Origin of the sequence: Phenylobacterium sp. (genome assembly GCF_035276905.1) — a bacterium.
In the GTDB taxonomy this organism is placed as follows: domain Bacteria; phylum Pseudomonadota; class Alphaproteobacteria; order Caulobacterales; family Caulobacteraceae; genus Phenylobacterium.
This window is the reverse complement of the sequence record NZ_DATELG010000017.1, coordinates 1-16785: the sequence shown is the minus strand read 5'-3', so window position 1 is coordinate 16785 and position 16785 is coordinate 1. Positions and strand designations below refer to the sequence as shown.

Annotated in this window: 16 protein-coding genes and 1 pseudogene; 11 read left to right on the top strand and 6 right to left on the bottom strand. The window is 70.8% G+C overall.

What is annotated here, in order from left to right:
- The coding region (locus VJS38_RS00600) for a PhnE/PtxC family ABC transporter permease (protein WP_324086217.1) at window positions 1-707 on the top strand (707 nt) is incomplete at its 5' end.
- A 5-nt stretch (window positions 708-712) separates the two neighbouring features.
- Here VJS38_RS00600 and VJS38_RS00595 read toward each other — a convergent pair.
- Window positions 713-1732: an alcohol dehydrogenase gene (locus VJS38_RS00595; RefSeq protein WP_324086216.1), complete on the bottom strand. Its 1020-nt coding sequence runs from the start codon at window positions 1730-1732 to the stop codon at window positions 713-715.
- Between the two features lie 145 nt (window positions 1733-1877).
- Between VJS38_RS00595 and VJS38_RS00590 the strand changes: the two genes are divergently transcribed.
- Entirely contained in the window at window positions 1878-2246 is a 369-nt protein-coding gene (locus VJS38_RS00590) for a DUF1244 domain-containing protein (RefSeq protein ID WP_324086215.1), read from the top strand.
- A 21-nt stretch (window positions 2247-2267) separates the two neighbouring features.
- Here VJS38_RS00590 and VJS38_RS00585 read toward each other — a convergent pair whose 3' ends face one another.
- The 3 genes from VJS38_RS00585 to VJS38_RS00575 all read right to left on the bottom strand — a co-directional run bounded on the left by VJS38_RS00585 (window position 2268) and on the right by VJS38_RS00575 (window position 4908).
- The gene (locus VJS38_RS00585; RefSeq protein ID WP_324086214.1) at window positions 2268-3452 is read right to left on the bottom strand and encodes a cation:proton antiporter; all 1185 of its coding nucleotides are present in this window, start codon (window positions 3450-3452) and stop codon (window positions 2268-2270) included.
- Window positions 3453-3532: 80 nt separating this feature from the next.
- A complete protein-coding gene (locus VJS38_RS00580; RefSeq protein ID WP_324086213.1) occupies window positions 3533-4372 on the bottom strand; it encodes a hypothetical protein in 840 nt (279 codons plus the stop codon).
- Between the two features lie 86 nt (window positions 4373-4458).
- Window positions 4459-4908, bottom strand: a complete 450-nt coding sequence (locus VJS38_RS00575) for a hypothetical protein (RefSeq protein WP_324086212.1) — start codon at window positions 4906-4908, stop codon at window positions 4459-4461.
- Between the two features lie 241 nt (window positions 4909-5149).
- Between VJS38_RS00575 and VJS38_RS00570 the strand changes: the two genes are divergently transcribed.
- From VJS38_RS00570 to VJS38_RS00550, 5 genes are all read left to right on the top strand, one after another.
- Window positions 5150-6646 (top strand): CoA-acylating methylmalonate-semialdehyde dehydrogenase, encoded by a 1497-nt coding sequence (locus VJS38_RS00570; RefSeq protein ID WP_324086211.1) that lies wholly within the window; start codon window positions 5150-5152, stop codon window positions 6644-6646.
- A gap of 80 nt (window positions 6647-6726) precedes the next feature.
- Window positions 6727-7668: a 3-hydroxyisobutyrate dehydrogenase gene (mmsB, locus tag VJS38_RS00565; RefSeq protein ID WP_324086210.1), complete on the top strand. Its 942-nt coding sequence runs from the start codon at window positions 6727-6729 to the stop codon at window positions 7666-7668.
- Window positions 7669-7746: 78 nt separating this feature from the next.
- Complete coding sequence (locus tag VJS38_RS00560; RefSeq protein WP_324086209.1) at window positions 7747-8664, top strand: response regulator; 918 nt, start codon at window positions 7747-7749, stop codon at window positions 8662-8664.
- Between the two features lie 46 nt (window positions 8665-8710).
- Entirely contained in the window at window positions 8711-9226 is a 516-nt protein-coding gene (locus VJS38_RS00555; protein WP_324086208.1) for a GAF domain-containing protein, read from the top strand.
- Between the two features lie 30 nt (window positions 9227-9256).
- The gene (locus tag VJS38_RS00550) at window positions 9257-9949 is read left to right on the top strand and encodes an SDR family NAD(P)-dependent oxidoreductase (RefSeq protein WP_324086207.1); all 693 of its coding nucleotides are present in this window, start codon (window positions 9257-9259) and stop codon (window positions 9947-9949) included.
- Window positions 9950-9957: 8 nt separating this feature from the next.
- Here the strand turns inward: VJS38_RS00550 and VJS38_RS00545 are convergent, their stop codons facing one another.
- Window positions 9958-11280 carry a sorbosone dehydrogenase family protein gene (locus VJS38_RS00545; protein WP_324086206.1) on the bottom strand — a complete coding sequence of 441 codons (1323 nt, stop codon included), beginning with the start codon at window positions 11278-11280 and terminating at the stop codon, window positions 9958-9960.
- Window positions 11281-11387: 107 nt separating this feature from the next.
- Here VJS38_RS00545 and uvrC point away from each other — a divergent pair, with 107 nt between their 5' ends.
- Window positions 11388-13277, top strand: a complete 1890-nt coding sequence (gene uvrC, locus VJS38_RS00540; protein WP_324086205.1) for an excinuclease ABC subunit UvrC — start codon at window positions 11388-11390, stop codon at window positions 13275-13277.
- 241 nt (window positions 13278-13518) lie between these two features.
- Here the strand turns inward: uvrC and VJS38_RS00535 are convergent, their stop codons facing one another.
- A complete protein-coding gene (locus VJS38_RS00535; protein ID WP_324086204.1) occupies window positions 13519-13920 on the bottom strand; it encodes a response regulator in 402 nt (133 codons plus the stop codon).
- Between the two features lie 104 nt (window positions 13921-14024).
- Between VJS38_RS00535 and VJS38_RS00530 the strand changes: the two genes are divergently transcribed.
- The 3 genes and pseudogenes from VJS38_RS00530 to VJS38_RS00520 all read left to right on the top strand — a co-directional run.
- The gene (locus VJS38_RS00530; protein ID WP_324086203.1) at window positions 14025-14642 is read left to right on the top strand and encodes a DUF938 domain-containing protein; all 618 of its coding nucleotides are present in this window, start codon (window positions 14025-14027) and stop codon (window positions 14640-14642) included.
- Between the two features lie 87 nt (window positions 14643-14729).
- Window positions 14730-16400 carry an MFS transporter gene (locus VJS38_RS00525; protein WP_324086202.1) on the top strand — a complete coding sequence of 557 codons (1671 nt, stop codon included), beginning with the start codon at window positions 14730-14732 and terminating at the stop codon, window positions 16398-16400.
- Between the two features lie 101 nt (window positions 16401-16501).
- Window positions 16502-16785, top strand: a pseudogene (locus VJS38_RS00520) (hypothetical protein); the annotation flags it as partial.

Genomic DNA, 16785 nt, shown 5'->3' with positions numbered 1-16785 from the left:
CGGCGCTCGCCTACGGCCCGCGGCTGATGTCGATCGGCCATGCGGCGCAGGTGCTGGGCGAGATGTGGCCGCCCAAGCTGCCGCCGGAGGCCTGGGCGGCGCTGCCGCAGCGGATCCTCGAGACCGTCTGGATGGCCGGGGCCGGCACGGGCGGGGCCGTCGCCGCGGCCCTGGTCCTGGGCGCGGCCGGTGCGCGCAATTTGGCGCCGGTCTGGATCGCCTGGCCGGTGCGGCGGCTGATGGAAGCGGCCCGCGCCGTGCCCGAGGTGGTCTGGGGCCTCTTGCTGATCACCACCGCCGGGATCGGACCGGTGGCCGGCGCCTGGGCGCTCGGCGTGCACTCGACGGGGTGCCTGGCCAGGCTCTATGCCGACGCCCTGGAGAATGCGCCCGGCGCGCCGCAGGCGGCGATCGCGGCCACCGGCGCCTCGCGCTTCAAGGTCTTCGCCTTCGCCACGGCCCCGCTCACGCTCGCGCCGATCGCCGCCCATTCGCTGTTCCGCTTCGAGTGGAACCTGCGGATGGCGACGGTGCTGGGCGTCATCGGGGCGGGCGGCGTCGGCCAGGCGCTCTACGAGGCCCAGCAGCTGTTCTTCTACCGGCAGATGCTGGCCTATGTGCTGATCACCGCCGTGCTCGTCGCGCTCGTCGACCAGGCCAGCGAGGCGCTTCGCCGCCGCCGCCGGCTGCTGCAGGCGGTCGCCTGACGGCGTCAGGCGCCGGTCGTCAGCACCATGCGGAAGCGGGCCTCGTTGCGCATCATCTTGTCGTAGGCCTCGGCGGCGCGCTCCAGGGGCATGGTCTCGATCGTCGGCCGCACCCCGCTCAGCGCGCTGAACGCCAGGGTGTCCTGCGAGTCGATCGAGGCGCCGGAGGCGTGGCCGACGACCGAACGGCTGCCGCCGATCAGGTCGCCTGTGGAGACCTCGATCGGGTCCATGCCGACGCCGACCACCACCAGCTTGCCGCGGACGGCGAGGCCGGGGATCACCGCGCTCATCGCCTTGCCGCTGGTGACCGTCGCCAGGATGGTCTTGGCCCCGCCGAGCGCCTGCAGCTCCGCGGCGACGTCCTGCCTCAGGCTGTCCAAATAGACATGCGCGCCGAGCTCCTTGGCCAGCGCCTCCTTTTCGATCCCGCGGGCGATGGCGACCGTGCGGAAGCCCATCTTGGCGGCGAACTGCACGCCCAGGTGGCCGAGGCCGCCGATGCCGAGGATCGCCACCAGGTCGCCCGGCCGCGCGCCGCTCTCGCGAAGGGCGTTGTAGGTGGTGACCCCGGCGCACAGCAGGGGAGCGGCGTCGACCGCGGACAGCTCCTCCGGGATCAGCGCCAGGGCGTCGGCGGGCGCCAGCATGGCCTCAGCATAGCCGCCGTCATAGTTGACGCCCGGGATCCGCAGGTTGCGGCAGTCGACCAGGTCGCCGCGCCGGCACGGCTCGCACCGGCCGCAGTGTCCGCCGAACCAGCCGACGCCGACGCGCGCGCCGACGGCCCAGCCGATGACGCCTTCGCCGACCGCGTCGACGACGCCGGCGATCTCATGGCCCGGGACGATGGGGTAGGGCACGTTCGGGAACAGGCCGTTCTTGGCGATGGAGTCGCTGTGGCAGACGCCGCAGGCCTGCACCTTCACCCGCACTTCGCCGCGGCCGGGTTCCGGCAGCGGCCGCGTCGCCAGCTCGAGGGGGCCGCCCTTTGTCGCGACCTGGATCACGCGCATCGTGGACATGGTTCGATCTCCCTTCGGCTGGGCCGGCCGCCAATCGCAGGCGCCGCTTACATCTCGTGAGCCGACTGGGTCAGCGCAATCGTCAACCGTCTCGTGAGCCCGATCCCCTTGGTGTAATCTCGCGTCAGTGACAGCGTGAGGCCCCATGAGCGAGATCGACGACCATCTGGCCGCCCAGGCCTTCCGACGCCTGGTCGACCATCTGCGGATGCGGACCGACGTGCAGAATGTCGACCTGATGGGCATGGCGGGCTTCTGCCGCAACTGCCTGGCCGACTGGCTGAGCGAGGCCTCCGAGGGCGCGCTGACCCGCGACCAGGCGCGCGAAGCGATCTACGGCGCGCCGCAGTCGGAGTGGAAGGCGCGGCACCAGCGCGAGGCGACGCCCGAGCAGATGGCGCGGATGAACGAGAGCGTCGCGCTGAACGAGAAGCTGCGCGCCGAGCGGGACGCCCGGCTCGACGAGGCGCTGGAGGAAAGCTTCCCCGCCAGCGACCCGCCCGCCGTCGACTGAACCCGGCGGGGGCGCCCCGGGTCAGACCGGCGCTGGCTTGGGGCTGAGCCGGTCGGCGAGGGCGAACATCAACGGGTTCAGCGAGATCGACAGCAGGGCCGCGGCCAGGATCAGGTCGTGGCTGTTGCGGCTCAGCGCCGCCAGCGAGACCCCGAGGCCGGCGAGGATGAAGGAGAACTCGCCCACCTGGGCGAGGCTCGCGGCCACGGTGAAGCTGCTCCGACGGTCCATTCGGAAGATCCAGGTGATCAGCAGCGCGGCGATCGACTTGCCGAGAAGGATGATCGCCAACACGCCCAGCACCGCCAGCGGCTCGCGCACCAGCACCGTCGGGTCGAACAGCATGCCGACCGAGACGAAGAACAGCACTGCGAAAGCATCCCTGAGCGGCAGCGAGCGCTCGGCGGCGGTATGGCCGAGCGGCGAGCCGTTCAGCACCAGGCCGGCGACGAAGGCGCCCAGGGCGAAGGAGGCGCCGAACACCTCATAGGCCACCCAGGCGATGCCGAGCGCGATCGCCAGCACGCCCAGGGTGAAGAGCTCGCGCGAGCGCGAATGGGCGATGTGGGCCAGGAACCACGGCAGCGCCCGGCCGCCGACGACCAGCATCAGGACGATGAAGACCGCCACCTTGAGGAGCGTCCAGCCCACCTCGCGGCCGATCTCGAAGGCCGAGGCGCCCGTCGCGCCGAGCAGCAACGGCAAAAGGACCAGGGCCACCACCATCACCAGGTCCTCGACGACCAGCCAGCCCACGGCGACCCGGCCGATCTCGGACTTCATCTCCTTGCGCTCTTCGAGGGCGCGGATGAGCACGACGGTGGAAGCGACCGAGAGCGAGAAGCCGAACAGGCCGGCCTCGAGCGCCGGCAGGCCGATGAGCCGGCCGAGCCCCCAGCCGAGCGCGGTGGCGATGACGATCTGGGCGACGGCGCCCGGAACCGCCACCCGGCGCACCTGCACGAGGTCCTTGGGCGAAAAGTGCAGCCCGACCCCGAACATCAGGAGGATGACGCCGATCTCCGCCAGCTGCGGCGCCAGCTGGGTGTCGGCGACATAGCCCGGGGTGAACGGCCCGACCGCGACCCCGGCCAGCAGGTAGCCCACCAGCGGCGACAGCTTCAGGCGGGTGGCCGCCATGCCGAAGCCGAAGGCCAGCACGATGCTGCCGACGAGCGTCAGGATCAGGCTGTCGTGGTGCGGCATCCGGGCTCCTGCGCAGACTGGCGGTTGGGTTCGTTACGTAGGCGGCGCGCAGGCCGCCGCAACCCGACCGGCGCCCGGCCTCAGGGCGGGGCGGGAGATCGAAGGGTCGCGGCAGGCCGCCTGGCGGCCTCGCCGGCGGCCGTCCGGCCCCGGCTGGCCTCGACCTTGGCCAGCTCCTCGGGGCGGTTCAGGCTGAAGCGCTCGCGGGGGACCGGCGCGAAGACCAGGGTCTCGCGCTCGCGGGCCAAAGGATCGGGGGACCACGGAGCGGAACCGCGGCCGCCGGCTTCCGTCGCGAGCCGGAAGGGGATCAGCACGGGCCCCACCTTGCGGTAGTCGGACACCCGCACGGCGCTGGCGCGCGGGCCGGTCCGGTCGACGATGCGGGCCAGCAGCCCGTTCTTCTGGTCGAACCAGAGCTCGCGCGCCTCGCCGCCCCAGGGTTGGATCCGGACCACCTCGAAACTGCGGCCGCCCAGGCTGCGCACGCCCGCGTAGTCGCCGCGCGCATCGAACCGTCCACGGAAGAAGTAGCAGTTGGCGGCGAAGAAGGCCTCGGTCCGCGCCCGCGACAGGGTGGCGTGGTCGTTGACCGCGGTGATCGCGCCGTCGGCGCCGACCTGCCAGTCGGCCTGGCCGTTGAAGCCGTGCACGCGCAGGCCCTGGGCGTCGCGGGTTTCGGTGCGCAGGCCGTAGCGCAGCGGATCGATCCAGGCCTCGTAGGCGAGGCCTTCGCGCCGTCCTGTCTCGCGCCAGCCGCGCAGCATGTACCAGCCCTGGCCGCCGGTCGCGGCGAAGGCGCGGGCCAGCACCCGTTGCGCCGGCCGCGAATACTGCGCGTGCGCGCTCGTCGCGAGGCCCGCGGCGGCGAGGCTCACGACGGCGAAGCCGAGCAGGATGGAAAGGCGGCGCGCGGACATCACGGCCGCCAGGAAGCGGCGGAGCTTGGCGACATTGCGGCGATGGGCATGACGGCAAAGCCGCGCCGACGCAACCGCGGCGGGCTTCAGAGCGGCAGGATCTCGGTCAGAAGGTCGTGCTGGCTGAGCGCCATCGCCTGGATCCGTGTGCGGATGGGCTCGAGCGCGGCGTAGCCCTTGGCGGTGAGGCGGAAGTCCCAGTGCTGGCGCACCAGCCAGCCGGAGTCGACGAGGTCGGCCAGCTTGCGGCGCGACGTCTCCTTGGGAATGCCGACGGAGGCGGCGATGGAGCGGGTGTTGGTGCCGAGGCTCGGCAGCACCTCCGGCTCGCCGGCCATGATCTGCGCATGGCTCAAGCGCTTGAAATCCGGATGCTCGGTCATCCGCATGCAGAGCACCAGGAGGATCAGGAATTTGTCGACGTCCCCGTCGCAGACTTCGCGCGCCGCTGTGAAGACGTTAACCAACGGCCGCAGCAGCTCGCTGGCGATCCGGGGGTAGTTATCTCGAAGGTAGAGCGCGCGGCTGTCCGACAACTCTTCGCCTATACTCGACAAAGGCGTTTCAGATCGGAGCCCCTATCGAGGGTTGAACTGTCGCCGCTTAGTACAAGGCGTTTCGATGACAAGGCCTTGCTGCAACCCGCAAGCGAGTGGCGGCCCAAACTGGGGCGGAAAGCCTCGATTAGGTGTGAATGCCGCAGATTTTGCAAAAACGCAGGGTCTGCGAGGCATTATTGCAATAGCCGCCCGGCGGCCGGGCTGATAGCGGAACCCTATGCGAGACATCACACATTTCATCGACGGTCAGTCCGTCGCAGGGGCCTCCGGCCGCTATGGCGAGGTCTTCAACCCGAACACCGGCGAAGTCCAGGCGCGGGTCGCGCTGGCGACGGTCGACGAAGTCGACGCCGCGGTGCAGTCGGCGCTCCGCGCGCAGCAGAGCTGGGCGCTGGTCAATCCGCAGCGTCGTGCGCGGGTGATGTTCGAGTTCAAGCGCCTGATCGAAACCAATATGAACCAGCTGGCCGAGATGCTGTCGGCCGAGCACGGCAAGGTGATCGCCGACTCCAAGGGCGACATCCAGCGCGGCCTGGAAGTGATCGAGTTCGCCTGCGGCATCCCGCAGGTGCTGAAGGGCGAGTACACCGAGGGCGCGGGCCCGGGGATCGACGTCTATTCGATGCGCCAGCCGCTGGGCGTCTGCGCCGGCATCACCCCGTTCAACTTCCCGGCGATGATCCCGATGTGGATGTTCGGGATCTCGATCGCGGTCGGCAACTCCTTCGTGCTGAAGCCGTCGGAAAAGGACCCGTCGGTGCCGGTGCGTCTGGCGGAGCTGTTCATGGAGGCCGGCGCACCGAAGGGCGTGCTGAACGTCGTCCACGGCGACAAGCTGTCGGTCGACGCCCTGCTGGACCACCCCGACGTGAAGGCCGTCAGCTTCGTCGGCTCGTCGGACATCGCCCACTACGTCTACTCGCGCGGCACGGCCGCCGGTAAGCGTGTCCAGGCGATGGGCGGCGCCAAGAACCACGGCATCGTCATGCCCGACGCCAATATGGAGCATGCGGTCAAGGACATCATCGGCGCGGCCTACGGCTCGGCCGGCGAGCGCTGCATGGCCCTGCCGGTGGTCGTCCCGGTCGGCAAGAAGACCGCCGACGAGCTGCGCGAACGGCTGCTGGCGGAGATCGAGACCCTGAAGGTCGGCATTTCGACCGACCCGGCCGCTCAGTACGGGCCGGTGGTCTCGGCGGCCCACCGGCAGAAGGTCTCCGACTACATCCAGCTGGGCGTCGACGAAGGCGCCGAGCTGGTCGTCGACGGCCGCGGCTTCAAGCTTCAGGGCTACGAGAAGGGCTACTTCATGGGCCCGACGCTGTTCGACAACGTCAAGACCTCGATGCGCACCTACAACGAGGAGATCTTCGGGCCGGTGCTGCAGATGGTCCGCGCCGAGAACTTCGACGAGGCGGTGCAGCTGCCCAGCAAGCACCAGTACGGCAACGGCGTGGCCATCTTCACCAACAACGGCCGCGCCGCGCGCGAGTTCGCCTCCCGCGTCCAGGTCGGCATGATCGGCATCAACGTGCCGATTCCGGTGCCGGTGTCCTACCATTCGTTCGGCGGCTGGAAGCGCTCCGGCTTTGGCGACACCAACCAGTACGGCGTGGAAGGCGTGAAGTTCTACACCAAGGTCAAGACGGTCACCGCGCGCTGGCCGGAGGGCGAGCACGAGGACTCCGCCTTCATCATCCCGACCCTGAAGTAGGCCGGACTTGCAAATCGGCGCGGGCGGCCCCTGGGCCGCCGCGCCTCGGTCCACCCCAACAACCTCCGAGAAACGCCCTGATGACCTCCGATAGCGCCGCCGGCGGCAAGGCCTTCCGCATCGCCTTCGTGGGCCTGGGCAACATGGGCGGCGGCATGGCCGCCAACCAGGCCAAGGCCGGCCGCCAGGTGCTGGCCTTCGACCTTTCCGAAGCCGCCCTCGCCCGCGCCGTCGCCGCCGGCTGCCAGGCCGCCGCGTCCGCCGCCGAGGCGGTCAGCCAGGCCGACGTGGTCATCACCATGCTGCCGGCCGGCCCGCACGTGCGGAAGGTCTACGCCGAGCAGGTGCTGCCGAACGCCAGGCCCGGCACGGTGATGGTCGACTGCTCGACCATCGACGTGGAAAGCGCCCGCGCCGTCGCCGCCGAGGTCAAGGCGGCGGGCTTCCGCTTCGCCGACGCGCCGGTGTCCGGCGGCACGGCGGCGGCCGACGCCGGCACGCTGGCCTTCATGGTCGGCTGCGACGAGCCCGACTTCGCCCTGGTCGAGGAGATCCTGGCCCCGATGTCGCGCGCGACCATCCGCGCCGGCGACCACGGCACCGGCCAGGCGGCCAAGATCTGCAACAACATGGTGCTCGGCATCTCGATGATCGCGGTCTGCGAGGCCGTCGCGCTCGCCGAGAAGCTGGGCCTCGATCCCGAGCGCTTCTTCGAGATCACCTCGAAGTCGTCGGGCCAGTGCTGGAGCGTCACCAGCTACTATCCCTGGCCGGGCCCGGTGCCGACGGCGCCGTCGAACCGCGGCTACGAGGGCGGCTTCGCCACGGCGATGATGCTGAAGGACCTGAAGCTCGCCCAGGACGCCGCCGCCAAGGCCGGCGCAGCCACGCCCATGGGGGCCCAGGCCGAGGGCCTCTACGCCCTGTTCGACCGGCTTGGCGCGGGGGGCAAGGACTTCTCCGGCATCCTGCACCTGCTGCGCGGCCATCTCGAAGAGCTGAAGCTCGCGCCCAAGGCGTAGAAAATCCGGTCATAAACCGCTTTTCAACGGGCGGCGCCTAGGCTCGGGCGGCCTCTGTCCGCGAAAGCCGCCGCCTCGATGAGCCGAAGCCTGCCCAGGGTCAGCCTGCGCCCCGAGGACCTCGCCCCGCTGAAGGTCCTGGTGGTCGACGACAACATGAACGTCATGCGGCTGATCTGCGATGTCCTGCGCGCCAGCGGCGTCGGCCAGGTCGAAGGCGCCGCCGACGGCGTGCGGGCCCGCGACATGATCACCCGCTGGGATCCGCACATCATCTTCAGCGACTGGAACATGCCGGTGATGGGCGGCATCGAGCTGACCCGCAGCATCCGCCGCGCGGCGGTGACCGGCGACCGCCGCATTCCCAACCCGCAGGCGCCGGTGATCATCGTCACCGGCCACCGCAGCGAGGCCGACGTCGAGGTCGCCCGCAGCGCCGGGGTCAACGAGTTCGTCATCAAGCCGTTCACGCCGGCCGCCCTGCTGTCGCGCATCCAGCTGGTGCTGCTGAAGCCGCGGCCGTTCGTCGTCAGCGCCGACTACATCGGGCCCGACCGCCGTCGCAAGCTCGAGCTGTCCTACAACGGTCCGCTGCGCCGCTCGAGCGACCCGACCGAGGTGGTCGACGTCGCCGAGCGCGCCGCCACGCGCGACACCATCGGCGTCGAGCTCGAGGCCCTGCGCGCGCTGATCGCCGCGCGCCGCCGCGTCGACGCCGAAACGCTGAAGATGACCTACCGGGTCATGCAGCACACCAGCTTCCGCGCGCGCCAGGTGCGCGACTCGGTGGTGGCGCGCGCTTCGGCGCTGCTGATGGAATACGCCGACGCCATGGGCGGCCACGAGCACTGCGAGGCCGAGGTGATGGAGGTCCACTTCGCCGCGATCGCCAAGCTCCTGGTGATCGAGCCCGGCCAGGTCGACGAGGCCGAGGAGGTGCTCGGCCAGCTGCAGATGGTCGTCCGCCAGAAGATCGCCCGCAGGCGCGCGGCGTAGATTTCCCTTCCTCCCCATCAAGGGCGGGAAGGATTACATCCTGGCCATGGCCGACGCCTTCAACGACAAGCGCCTGACCGGCTCCAAGACCGAGCGCTACGCCGAGCTCGCCGACGAGATCGCCGCTGTGCTGGACGGCGAGCCGAACCTGACGGCGCGGATGGCCACGGTGGCGGCGATGCTGGCGGCGACCTTCGAGCACTACTTCTGGACCGGCTTCTACGTCGTCGACCCGGACAAGCCGCGCGAGCTGGTGGTGGGCCCCTATCAGGGAACGCTGGGCTGCCTGCGGATCGCCTTCGGCCGCGGGGTCTGCGGAACGGCGGCCGAGACCGGGACGGTCCAGCTCGTGCCCGACGTCCACGCCTTCCCCGGCCACATCGCCTGCGACAGCCGCTCGGCCAGCGAGATCGTGGTCCCGATATTTGACGCATCGGGCGCGCTGATCGCCGTGTTCGACGTCGACTCCGAGGCCAAGGCGGCATTCGATGAAGCGGACGTGCGGGGGCTGGCGACGATCCTGCGCCGGGTCTTTGCCGGAGAGGCGTGCGGGCGCGCCTGAACGACCCACGAAACACAGAGGAGGGCAGCAATGACTGCACGGGTTTACGCCGTCACCGGCGCTTTCGGGGCTCTTGGCTCGGCCGTGGCCAAGGCCGCCGCGGCGCAGGGCGTGCGCCTCGCGCTCATCGACTTCGCCACGCAGGCGCCCGCGGGCCTTCCCGGCGGCGGCGACGTGCTGGTGCTGGGCGGCGTCGACCTGACGGATCCGGCCGCGGCCAAGGCGGCGGTGGCGGCGATCACGGCCCGCTTCGGCGCCCTCGACGTGCTGGTCAACGTGGCCGGCGGCTTCGTCTGGCAGACCCACGAGGGCGGTGACGCGGAGACCTGGAGCCGGCTCTTCCTGATGAACGTGCAGACGGCGTCCAACATCATCCGCGCCGCCCTTCCCGCGCTGAAGGCCAGCAACTCCGGCCGGATCGTCAACATCGGCGCCAACGGCGCGCTCAAGGCCGCCGCCGGCATGGGCGCCTACGCCGCCTCCAAGGCCGGGGTGCACAAGCTGACCGAGGCGCTCGCCGAAGAGCTGAAGGCCGACGGCGTGACCGTCAACGCCGTGCTGCCCTCGATCCTCGACACCCCGGTCAATCGCGCCGACATGCCGGGCGCCGACTTCTCGGCCTGGGTGCAGCCCGACGACCTGGCGTCGGTGATCCTGTTCCTGGCCTCGGAGCAGGCCCGCGCGGTGACCGGCGCGCTGGTTCCGGTGACCGGGCGGGTGTGAGTTCGATATTAGGGGAGGGAAGATCTCGCCACCCGCCAGATGACGCCGCCGACGTCGTCGGCGACCAGCAGGCCGCCGCGCCTGTCGATGGCCACGCCGACCGGCCGGCCCTGGATCTTGCCGTCGGCGTTGAGGAAGCCGGTGAGGAACACCTTCGCCGGCAGGGTGGGCCTGCCGTCCGTGAAGGGCACGAAGACCACGCGGTAGCCGTTCAGCGGCCGGCGGTTCCATGAGCCGTGCTGGCCGACGAAGGCCCCGCCGCGCCAGGCCGGCGGAAAGGCGCCGGCGGTGTAGAAGGCCAGTCCCAGCGAGGCCGTGTGCGGCCCCAGCCCATAGTCGGGCGTGACGGCGCGGGCGACCAGCTCGGGCCGCTGCGGCTGCACCCGCGCGTCCACGTGCCGGCCCCAGTAGCTGTAGGGCCAACCGTAGAAGCCGCCGTCCTTCACCGAGGTCATGTAGTCCGGCGGCAGGTCGTGGCCGATCTCGTCGCGCTCGTTGACGGTGGTCCACAGCGCCCCGGTGACCGGCTCCCAGGCCAGGCCGTTGGGGTTGCGCAGCCCGCTGGCGAAGACGCGCGCGCGGCGGCTCTTCAGGTCGTACTCCCAGATCGCCGCGCGGCCCTCCTCGGCGGCCATGCCGTTCTCGCCGATGTTGGAGTTGGAGCCGACGGTGATGAACAGCTTCGATCCGTCGGGGCTGGCGGCGACGTTCTTCGTCCAGTGATGGTTGATCGGCCCGCCGGGCAGGTCGAGCACCTTCTCGGGCGGGCCTAAGGCCGCAGTCTGGCCTGGCTGGTAGGCGAAGCGCGCCAGGGCGTCGTCGCCGGCGACATAGAGGCTGCCCGCGACCAGGGTCATGCCGAACGGCCGCTTCACGCTCTGGGTGAAGACGGTGCGGGTCTCGGCCCGGCCGTCGCCGTCGGCGTCGCGCAGCAGGATGATCCGGTTGGGGCTCTTCTGGACGGCGCCCGCCGCCTTCATCAGGCGCCTGGCGAACCAGCCGCGGAGACCCTTGGTGTCGGCGGCGCTGGGCTCGGAAGCGGATTCCGCCGCCAGCACGTCGCCGTTCGGCAGGACGTAGAGCCAGCGCGGGTGGTTCAGGCCCTCGGCGAAGCGGGTGACGATGAAGCCCGGCGGGGGCTTGGGCGCGGCGCCCGCCGGCCAGCCGACGACCTTCGGCACGTCGAAGACGGGCAGCAGCGACTTCGCCGGCGCCGGCAGCGGCGGATTGGGGCCGAAGCCGGCCAGCGGGTCGGACGTGCCGTGGCTGCAGGCGCAAAGCGCGAGCGCGGCGAGTGCGGCGGCGAGGCGGGCGGGGAGGGGGCGGGCCATGCGGTCGAGCTTAGCAGGTCGGGTCGCTGCACAAACCCGTGGGCGAAGCTCGGGTTGCGGCCGTCGGCCCCGTGCCCGCGCGCGCGAAGACGACTATATCTTCGCCCATGCTGGAAACGCCGGAGGCGCCGCAGGAAGTCCCCTTGAGGGGCGCGGCCCTGATCAAGGACGAGGTCAAGCGACTGCCGGACGCGCCTGGCGTCTACCGGATGCTGGGCGAGGCCAGCGAGGTCCTCTACGTGGGAAAGGCGCGCAGCCTGAAGAAGCGCGTCCTGCAATATGCGCAAGGGCGGTTCCATACCCAACGCATCGCCCACATGGTCGACCTGACGCGGGCGATGGAGTTCGTCACCACGCGGACCGAGACCGACGCGCTGCTGCTCGAGATCAACCTGATCAAGCAGCTGAAGCCGCGCTTCAACGTGCTGCTGCGCGACGACAAGAGCTTCCCGGAGATCGTCATCCGCCGCGACCACGCCGCCCCGCAGCTGCGCAAGCACCGCGGCGCCCACTCCATCAAGGGCGACTACTTCGGGCCGTTCGCCTCGGCCTGGGCGGTCAACCGCACCCTGAACACCCTGCAGAAGGCCTTCCTGCTGCGCTCGTGCTCGGACAGCGTCTACGAGAGCCGCACCCGGCCCTGCATGCTGCACCAGATCCGCCGCTGCGCCGCGCCGTGCACCGGCCTCGTCAGCCTGGAGGACTACGCCGCCCTGGTCGAACAGGCCGAGGACTTCCTGCGGGGCAAGAGCCGGGCGGTGATGGGCCGGATGTCGCAGGAGATGCAGGAAGCCTCCGACGAGATGGAGTTCGAGCGCGCCGCGCGTCTGCGCGACCGCATCCGGGCCCTGGCCTCGATCGCCCAGGAGCAACAGATCAATCCGGAGACGGTGGACGAGGCCGACGTCTTCGCCTTGCACGCCGAGGGCGGCCAGGCCTGCGTCCAGGTGTTCTTCTTCCGCGCCGGCCAGAACTGGGGCAACCGCGCCTATTTTCCCAAAATACCACAGGGGGGCGTCGACAAGAGCGACGAGGACCCGGAGGTGATGAACGCCTTCCTCGGCCAGTTCTATGACGATAAGCCGATCCCCAAGCTGATCCTGGTGAACGTCGAGCCGTCGGAGAAGGAGCTCCTGGCCGACGCCTTCTGCATCAAGGCCGGCCGCAAGGTGGAGATCAGCCGGCCGCAGCGCGGCGAGAAATGCCGCCTCGTCGAGCACGCGCTGACCAACGCCCGCGAGGCGCTGGGCCGCAAGATGGCCGAGGGCTCGGCCCAGTCGAAGCTGCTGGCGGGCGTCGGCGAGGCCTTCGGGCTGGAGGCCGCCCCCGAGCGGATCGAAGTCTACGACAACAGCCACATCATGGGCACGAACGCGGTCGGCGGGATGATCGTCGCCGGGCCGGAGGGCTTTCAGAAGAACCAGTATCGCAAGTTCAACATCCGCTCGACCGACATCACCCCGGGCGACGACTTCGGAATGATGAAGGAGGTCCTGCGCCGCCGCTTCGGCCGGCTGGTGAAGGAGGAAGAAGAGGGGGCCGACGCCATCCGCCCCGACCTGGTGCTGATCGACGGCGGCGCGGGTCAGGTCGCCGCGGTGATGGAGATCATGGCCGACCTGGGCGTCGAGGACATCCCGGTGGTGGGCGTCGCCAAGGGGCCGGATCGCGATGCGGGCCTGGAACGGTTCTTCATCCCCGGCAAGCCCTACTTCATGCTCGAACCGAAGTCGCCGGTGCTCTACTACCTGCAGCGCCTGCGCGACGAGGCCCACCGCTTCGCCATCGGCAGCCACCGCACGCGGCGGGCCATGGACCTGAAGAAGAACCCGCTGGACGAGATCGACGGGGTGGGGCCGTCGCGCAAGCGCGCCCTCTTGCACGCCTTCGGCTCCGCCCGCGGGGTCGCCAGAGCCTCCGTCGAGGACCTGGCCAAGGTCGAGGGCGTCAACCACGCCCTGGCGCAGCGGATCTTCGACTTCTTCCGCAAGGCGTAACGCCCTTACCTCCCCGCGAAGCGGCGGAGCGCGCGGATGGCCGTCGGAGAAGATCAGGAGGCGCGTCGACCGACCCGGACCCTCGGGGGGCTGGGGGGCTATGGGGTGAGAGCCAAGGTCAGCCGACGCGAAGGAAGATGGCGGCCGACTGTGTTGGGCGAAGGTCCGTCGGAAGGCGACTTCATGGCAGAGTTAGCCCCGACTGATCGAGGTTATGCTCTGCGGCGCCTCGGGCGGCGCCTCAGGCGGCGACGAGGTTGCGGACCACGTCCACCAGGGCCGCGGGCTTGAAGGGCTTGGAGATGGCGGCCGCGGCGCCCAGCGAGCTGGCGATGCCCAAGAGGTGGGTGGCCGGGAACATGCCGCCGCCGGACATCACGACGATCGGCACCTCGGGAGCTGCGTTGCGCATCGCCTTCACCGCGTTCATGCCCTCGCCCTGCGGCAGGATCAGGTCGGTGACGACCGCGTCCGGCTTGCCGCGCGAGAACTGCTCCAGCGCGCCGCGCTCGTCCGAGGCGGTGGCGACCTTGTAGCCGGCGATCCGCAGGCAGACCGCGAGCGTGCCGCGCAGGCCGTCGTCGTCTTCGATCAGGAGGACGGTGGACGGGGCGCAGTCGGCGGTTTGGAGCTGGGCGTTCATGTCGCCATCATCGGCCGGGAAGGCTTCTTCACGGTTAAGCGACGAGGTGAACGGTACTCAGTTTGAGGATGGCGCGTTGTGGTCGAAGCGCGCAGAACGGAGCCATGTTCGATCGACCGCCTCCGGGCGCCTGGACCTCGCCCGCGACCGCGCGCAACCGCGAGCCGATCCTCGGCGTGCTGAAGCCGCGCCTGCCGGCCGCGGGCCTCGTGCTGGAGATCGCCGCCGGCGCCGGCGAGCACGCGGTCCACAATGCGGCCGCCCTGCCGCACCTTCAGTGGCGGCCGACCGACGCCGATCCCGAGGCGTTGGCCAGCATCGAGGCCTGGCGGGCGCATGCCGGCCCGCCCAATCTGCTGGCGCCGTTGCGGCTGGACGCGGCCGACCCCGATGCCTGGCCGGTGGAGCGCGCCGACGCTGTGGTCGCCATCAACATGGTGCACATCTCGCCGTGGGCCTCGACCGAGGGGCTGATGGCGGGCGCGGCCCGGGTGCTGCCCGCCGGCGGCCTGCTCTGTCTCTACGGCCCCTACCTCGAGCGCGACGTCGAGACCGCGCCCAGCAACCTGGCCTTCGACGAGAGCCTGCGGCGGCGCAACCCGGCCTGGGGGCTCCGCCGGGTGGAGGCGGTGGCGGAACTGGCGGCGGGCCAGGGCCTCGACCTCGCCGAGCGCATTCCAATGCCGGCGAACAACCTCTCGCTGGTGTTCCGCAGGCGCTGACCTGGCGCGGCGCGGCGTGCTGGGGCCCCTTGATCGATTCAGCTTCGACCGGCATTCGAAGAAGGGGGGCGGGGAAGGAGCGCTGACATGGCGGACGCGGCGGGCCAGGGTCGGTCGATGCGCAACTGGGGCCCGTTCGAGCCGCTGAAGGAGCGGTCCTTCGCGACCATCTGGACGAGCAGCGTGCTGTCCAACTTCGGGCAGCTGATCCTCGGCGTCGGCGCGGCGTGGGAAATGACGCGGCTGGCCAACTCGCCCGAGATGGTGGCGCTGGTGCAGTCGGCGCTGATGCTGCCGATGATGCTGGTCGCGCTTCCCGCCGGCGCAGCGGCCGACATGTTCGACCGCCGCAAGGTGGCGATGGCGGGCCTGGGCTTCGCCGTCGTCTGCGCCGCGGCGCTCACGGCGCTGGCGCTGCTGCACCTGACGACCCCGTGGGTGCTGCTGGCCTTCTGTTCGCTGATCGGCGGCGGCGTGGCGCTCTACGGCCCGGCCTGGCAGGCCTCGGTGCGCGAACAGGTTTCGGCCGAGCAGCTGCCGGCGGCGGTGGCGCTGGGCTCGATCAGCTACAACGTGGCCCGCAGCTTCGGCCCGGCGCTCGGCGGCCTGGTGATACTGCTGGCCGGCGCCAAGGCCGCCTTCGCGATCAATGCGGTATGCTACCTGCCGCTGTTCGTCGCCTTCCTGTTCTGGCGGCGCAAGCCCGCGCCCTCGCGCCTGCCGCCGGAGCGGATGGACCGCGCGATCGTCTCCGGCGTCCGCTATGCGCTGCACTCCCCGCCGATCCGGACCGTGCTCGCCCGTTCGCTGTTCTACGGCTTCGTCGGCAGCGCCATCTCCGCCCTGACGCCGCTGGTCGCGCGCACCTCGCTGCACGGCGGCGCGGGGATCTACGGGCTGCTGCTGGGCTTCTTCGGCGCAGGCGCCGTCGGCGGGGCGATGCTCACCGGCCGCGTCCGCGACCGCCTGAAGGCCGAGCATGCGGTCAACCTGTTCGCGGTGATCACCGGGCTGATGACGATGGCGATCGGCTTCAGCCACAACCTGGTCGTCACCGCCGCGGCCATGGCTCTGGCCGGAGCGGCGTGGATGCTGCTGGCGACCATGCTGAACCTCGGCGTGCAGTTCGCCGCTCCGCGCTGGGTCACGGCGCGAGCGCTGTCGCTCTACCAGTCCTCGCTGACCGGGGGCATCGCGCTCGGCGCCTGGATCTGGGGCCGCCAGGCCACGCTGCACGGCGTCGGCGAGGCCCTGGCCATCTCCGGGGCCGTGCTGGTCATCTCGCCCCTGCTCGGCCTTGTCCTGCCGCTGCCGGCGGTCTCGGACGCCGGCACCGAGGAGCTGGAGATCCAGCAGGAGCCGGAGGTGGCGCTGGCGATCACGCTGAAGAGCGGCCCGGTGGTGATCGAGGTCGACTACGAGATCGATCCCGCCCAGGCCCGGCAGTTCTATGACGCGATGCTGAAGCTGCAGCGGGCCCGGCAGCGCAACGGGGCCTTCGAATGGTCGCTGTCGCGCGACATCGCCGATCCCGCGCTATGGACCGAGCGTTACCTCTGCCCGACCTGGGGCGACTATCTGCGCCTTCGCAGCCGCTTCACCCATTCCGACGCCGCTCTGCAGGACGAGGCGCGGGCCTACCTCAAGGCCGGCCGCACCATGCGGGTGCGCCGTCGGCTCGAGCGGCCGTTCGGCTCGGTCCGCTGGCGCACGGAGACGCCGGACCTGCGCGAACCGGTGGTGGCGTATACGCCGTGAGGGGAAGAGCGGGAATGGCAGCGACGCGGCATCGCATTCCCGCCCGCCTCAAGGCGCCCTATGTCTGCCCCGGGACGGCCTCGAAAGGTCTTGGGTAGCAGATGGACGACGCCGGGGGGCCTGCGCGCAAGGGGCAGTACGACTACGGCTACGACGGCGTGGAGTTCGGGCCCGCGAGCGCTGCGCCCGATCCGGCGCCGAAGCGGCCGCGCCGGCGCATCTTCACCCTGGGCCGCATTTTGCGCGGGCTGCTGGCGCTGGCGGTCATCTTCGGGCTGCTGGCCGCCTGGCTGAGCTGGAGCCTGCCGGTCTCGCGCGCGCTGGAGCCCCTGCCGACGCCGGCCCTGGTGCTGGTCAGCGCCGACGGCCATCCGTTCGCCCGGCG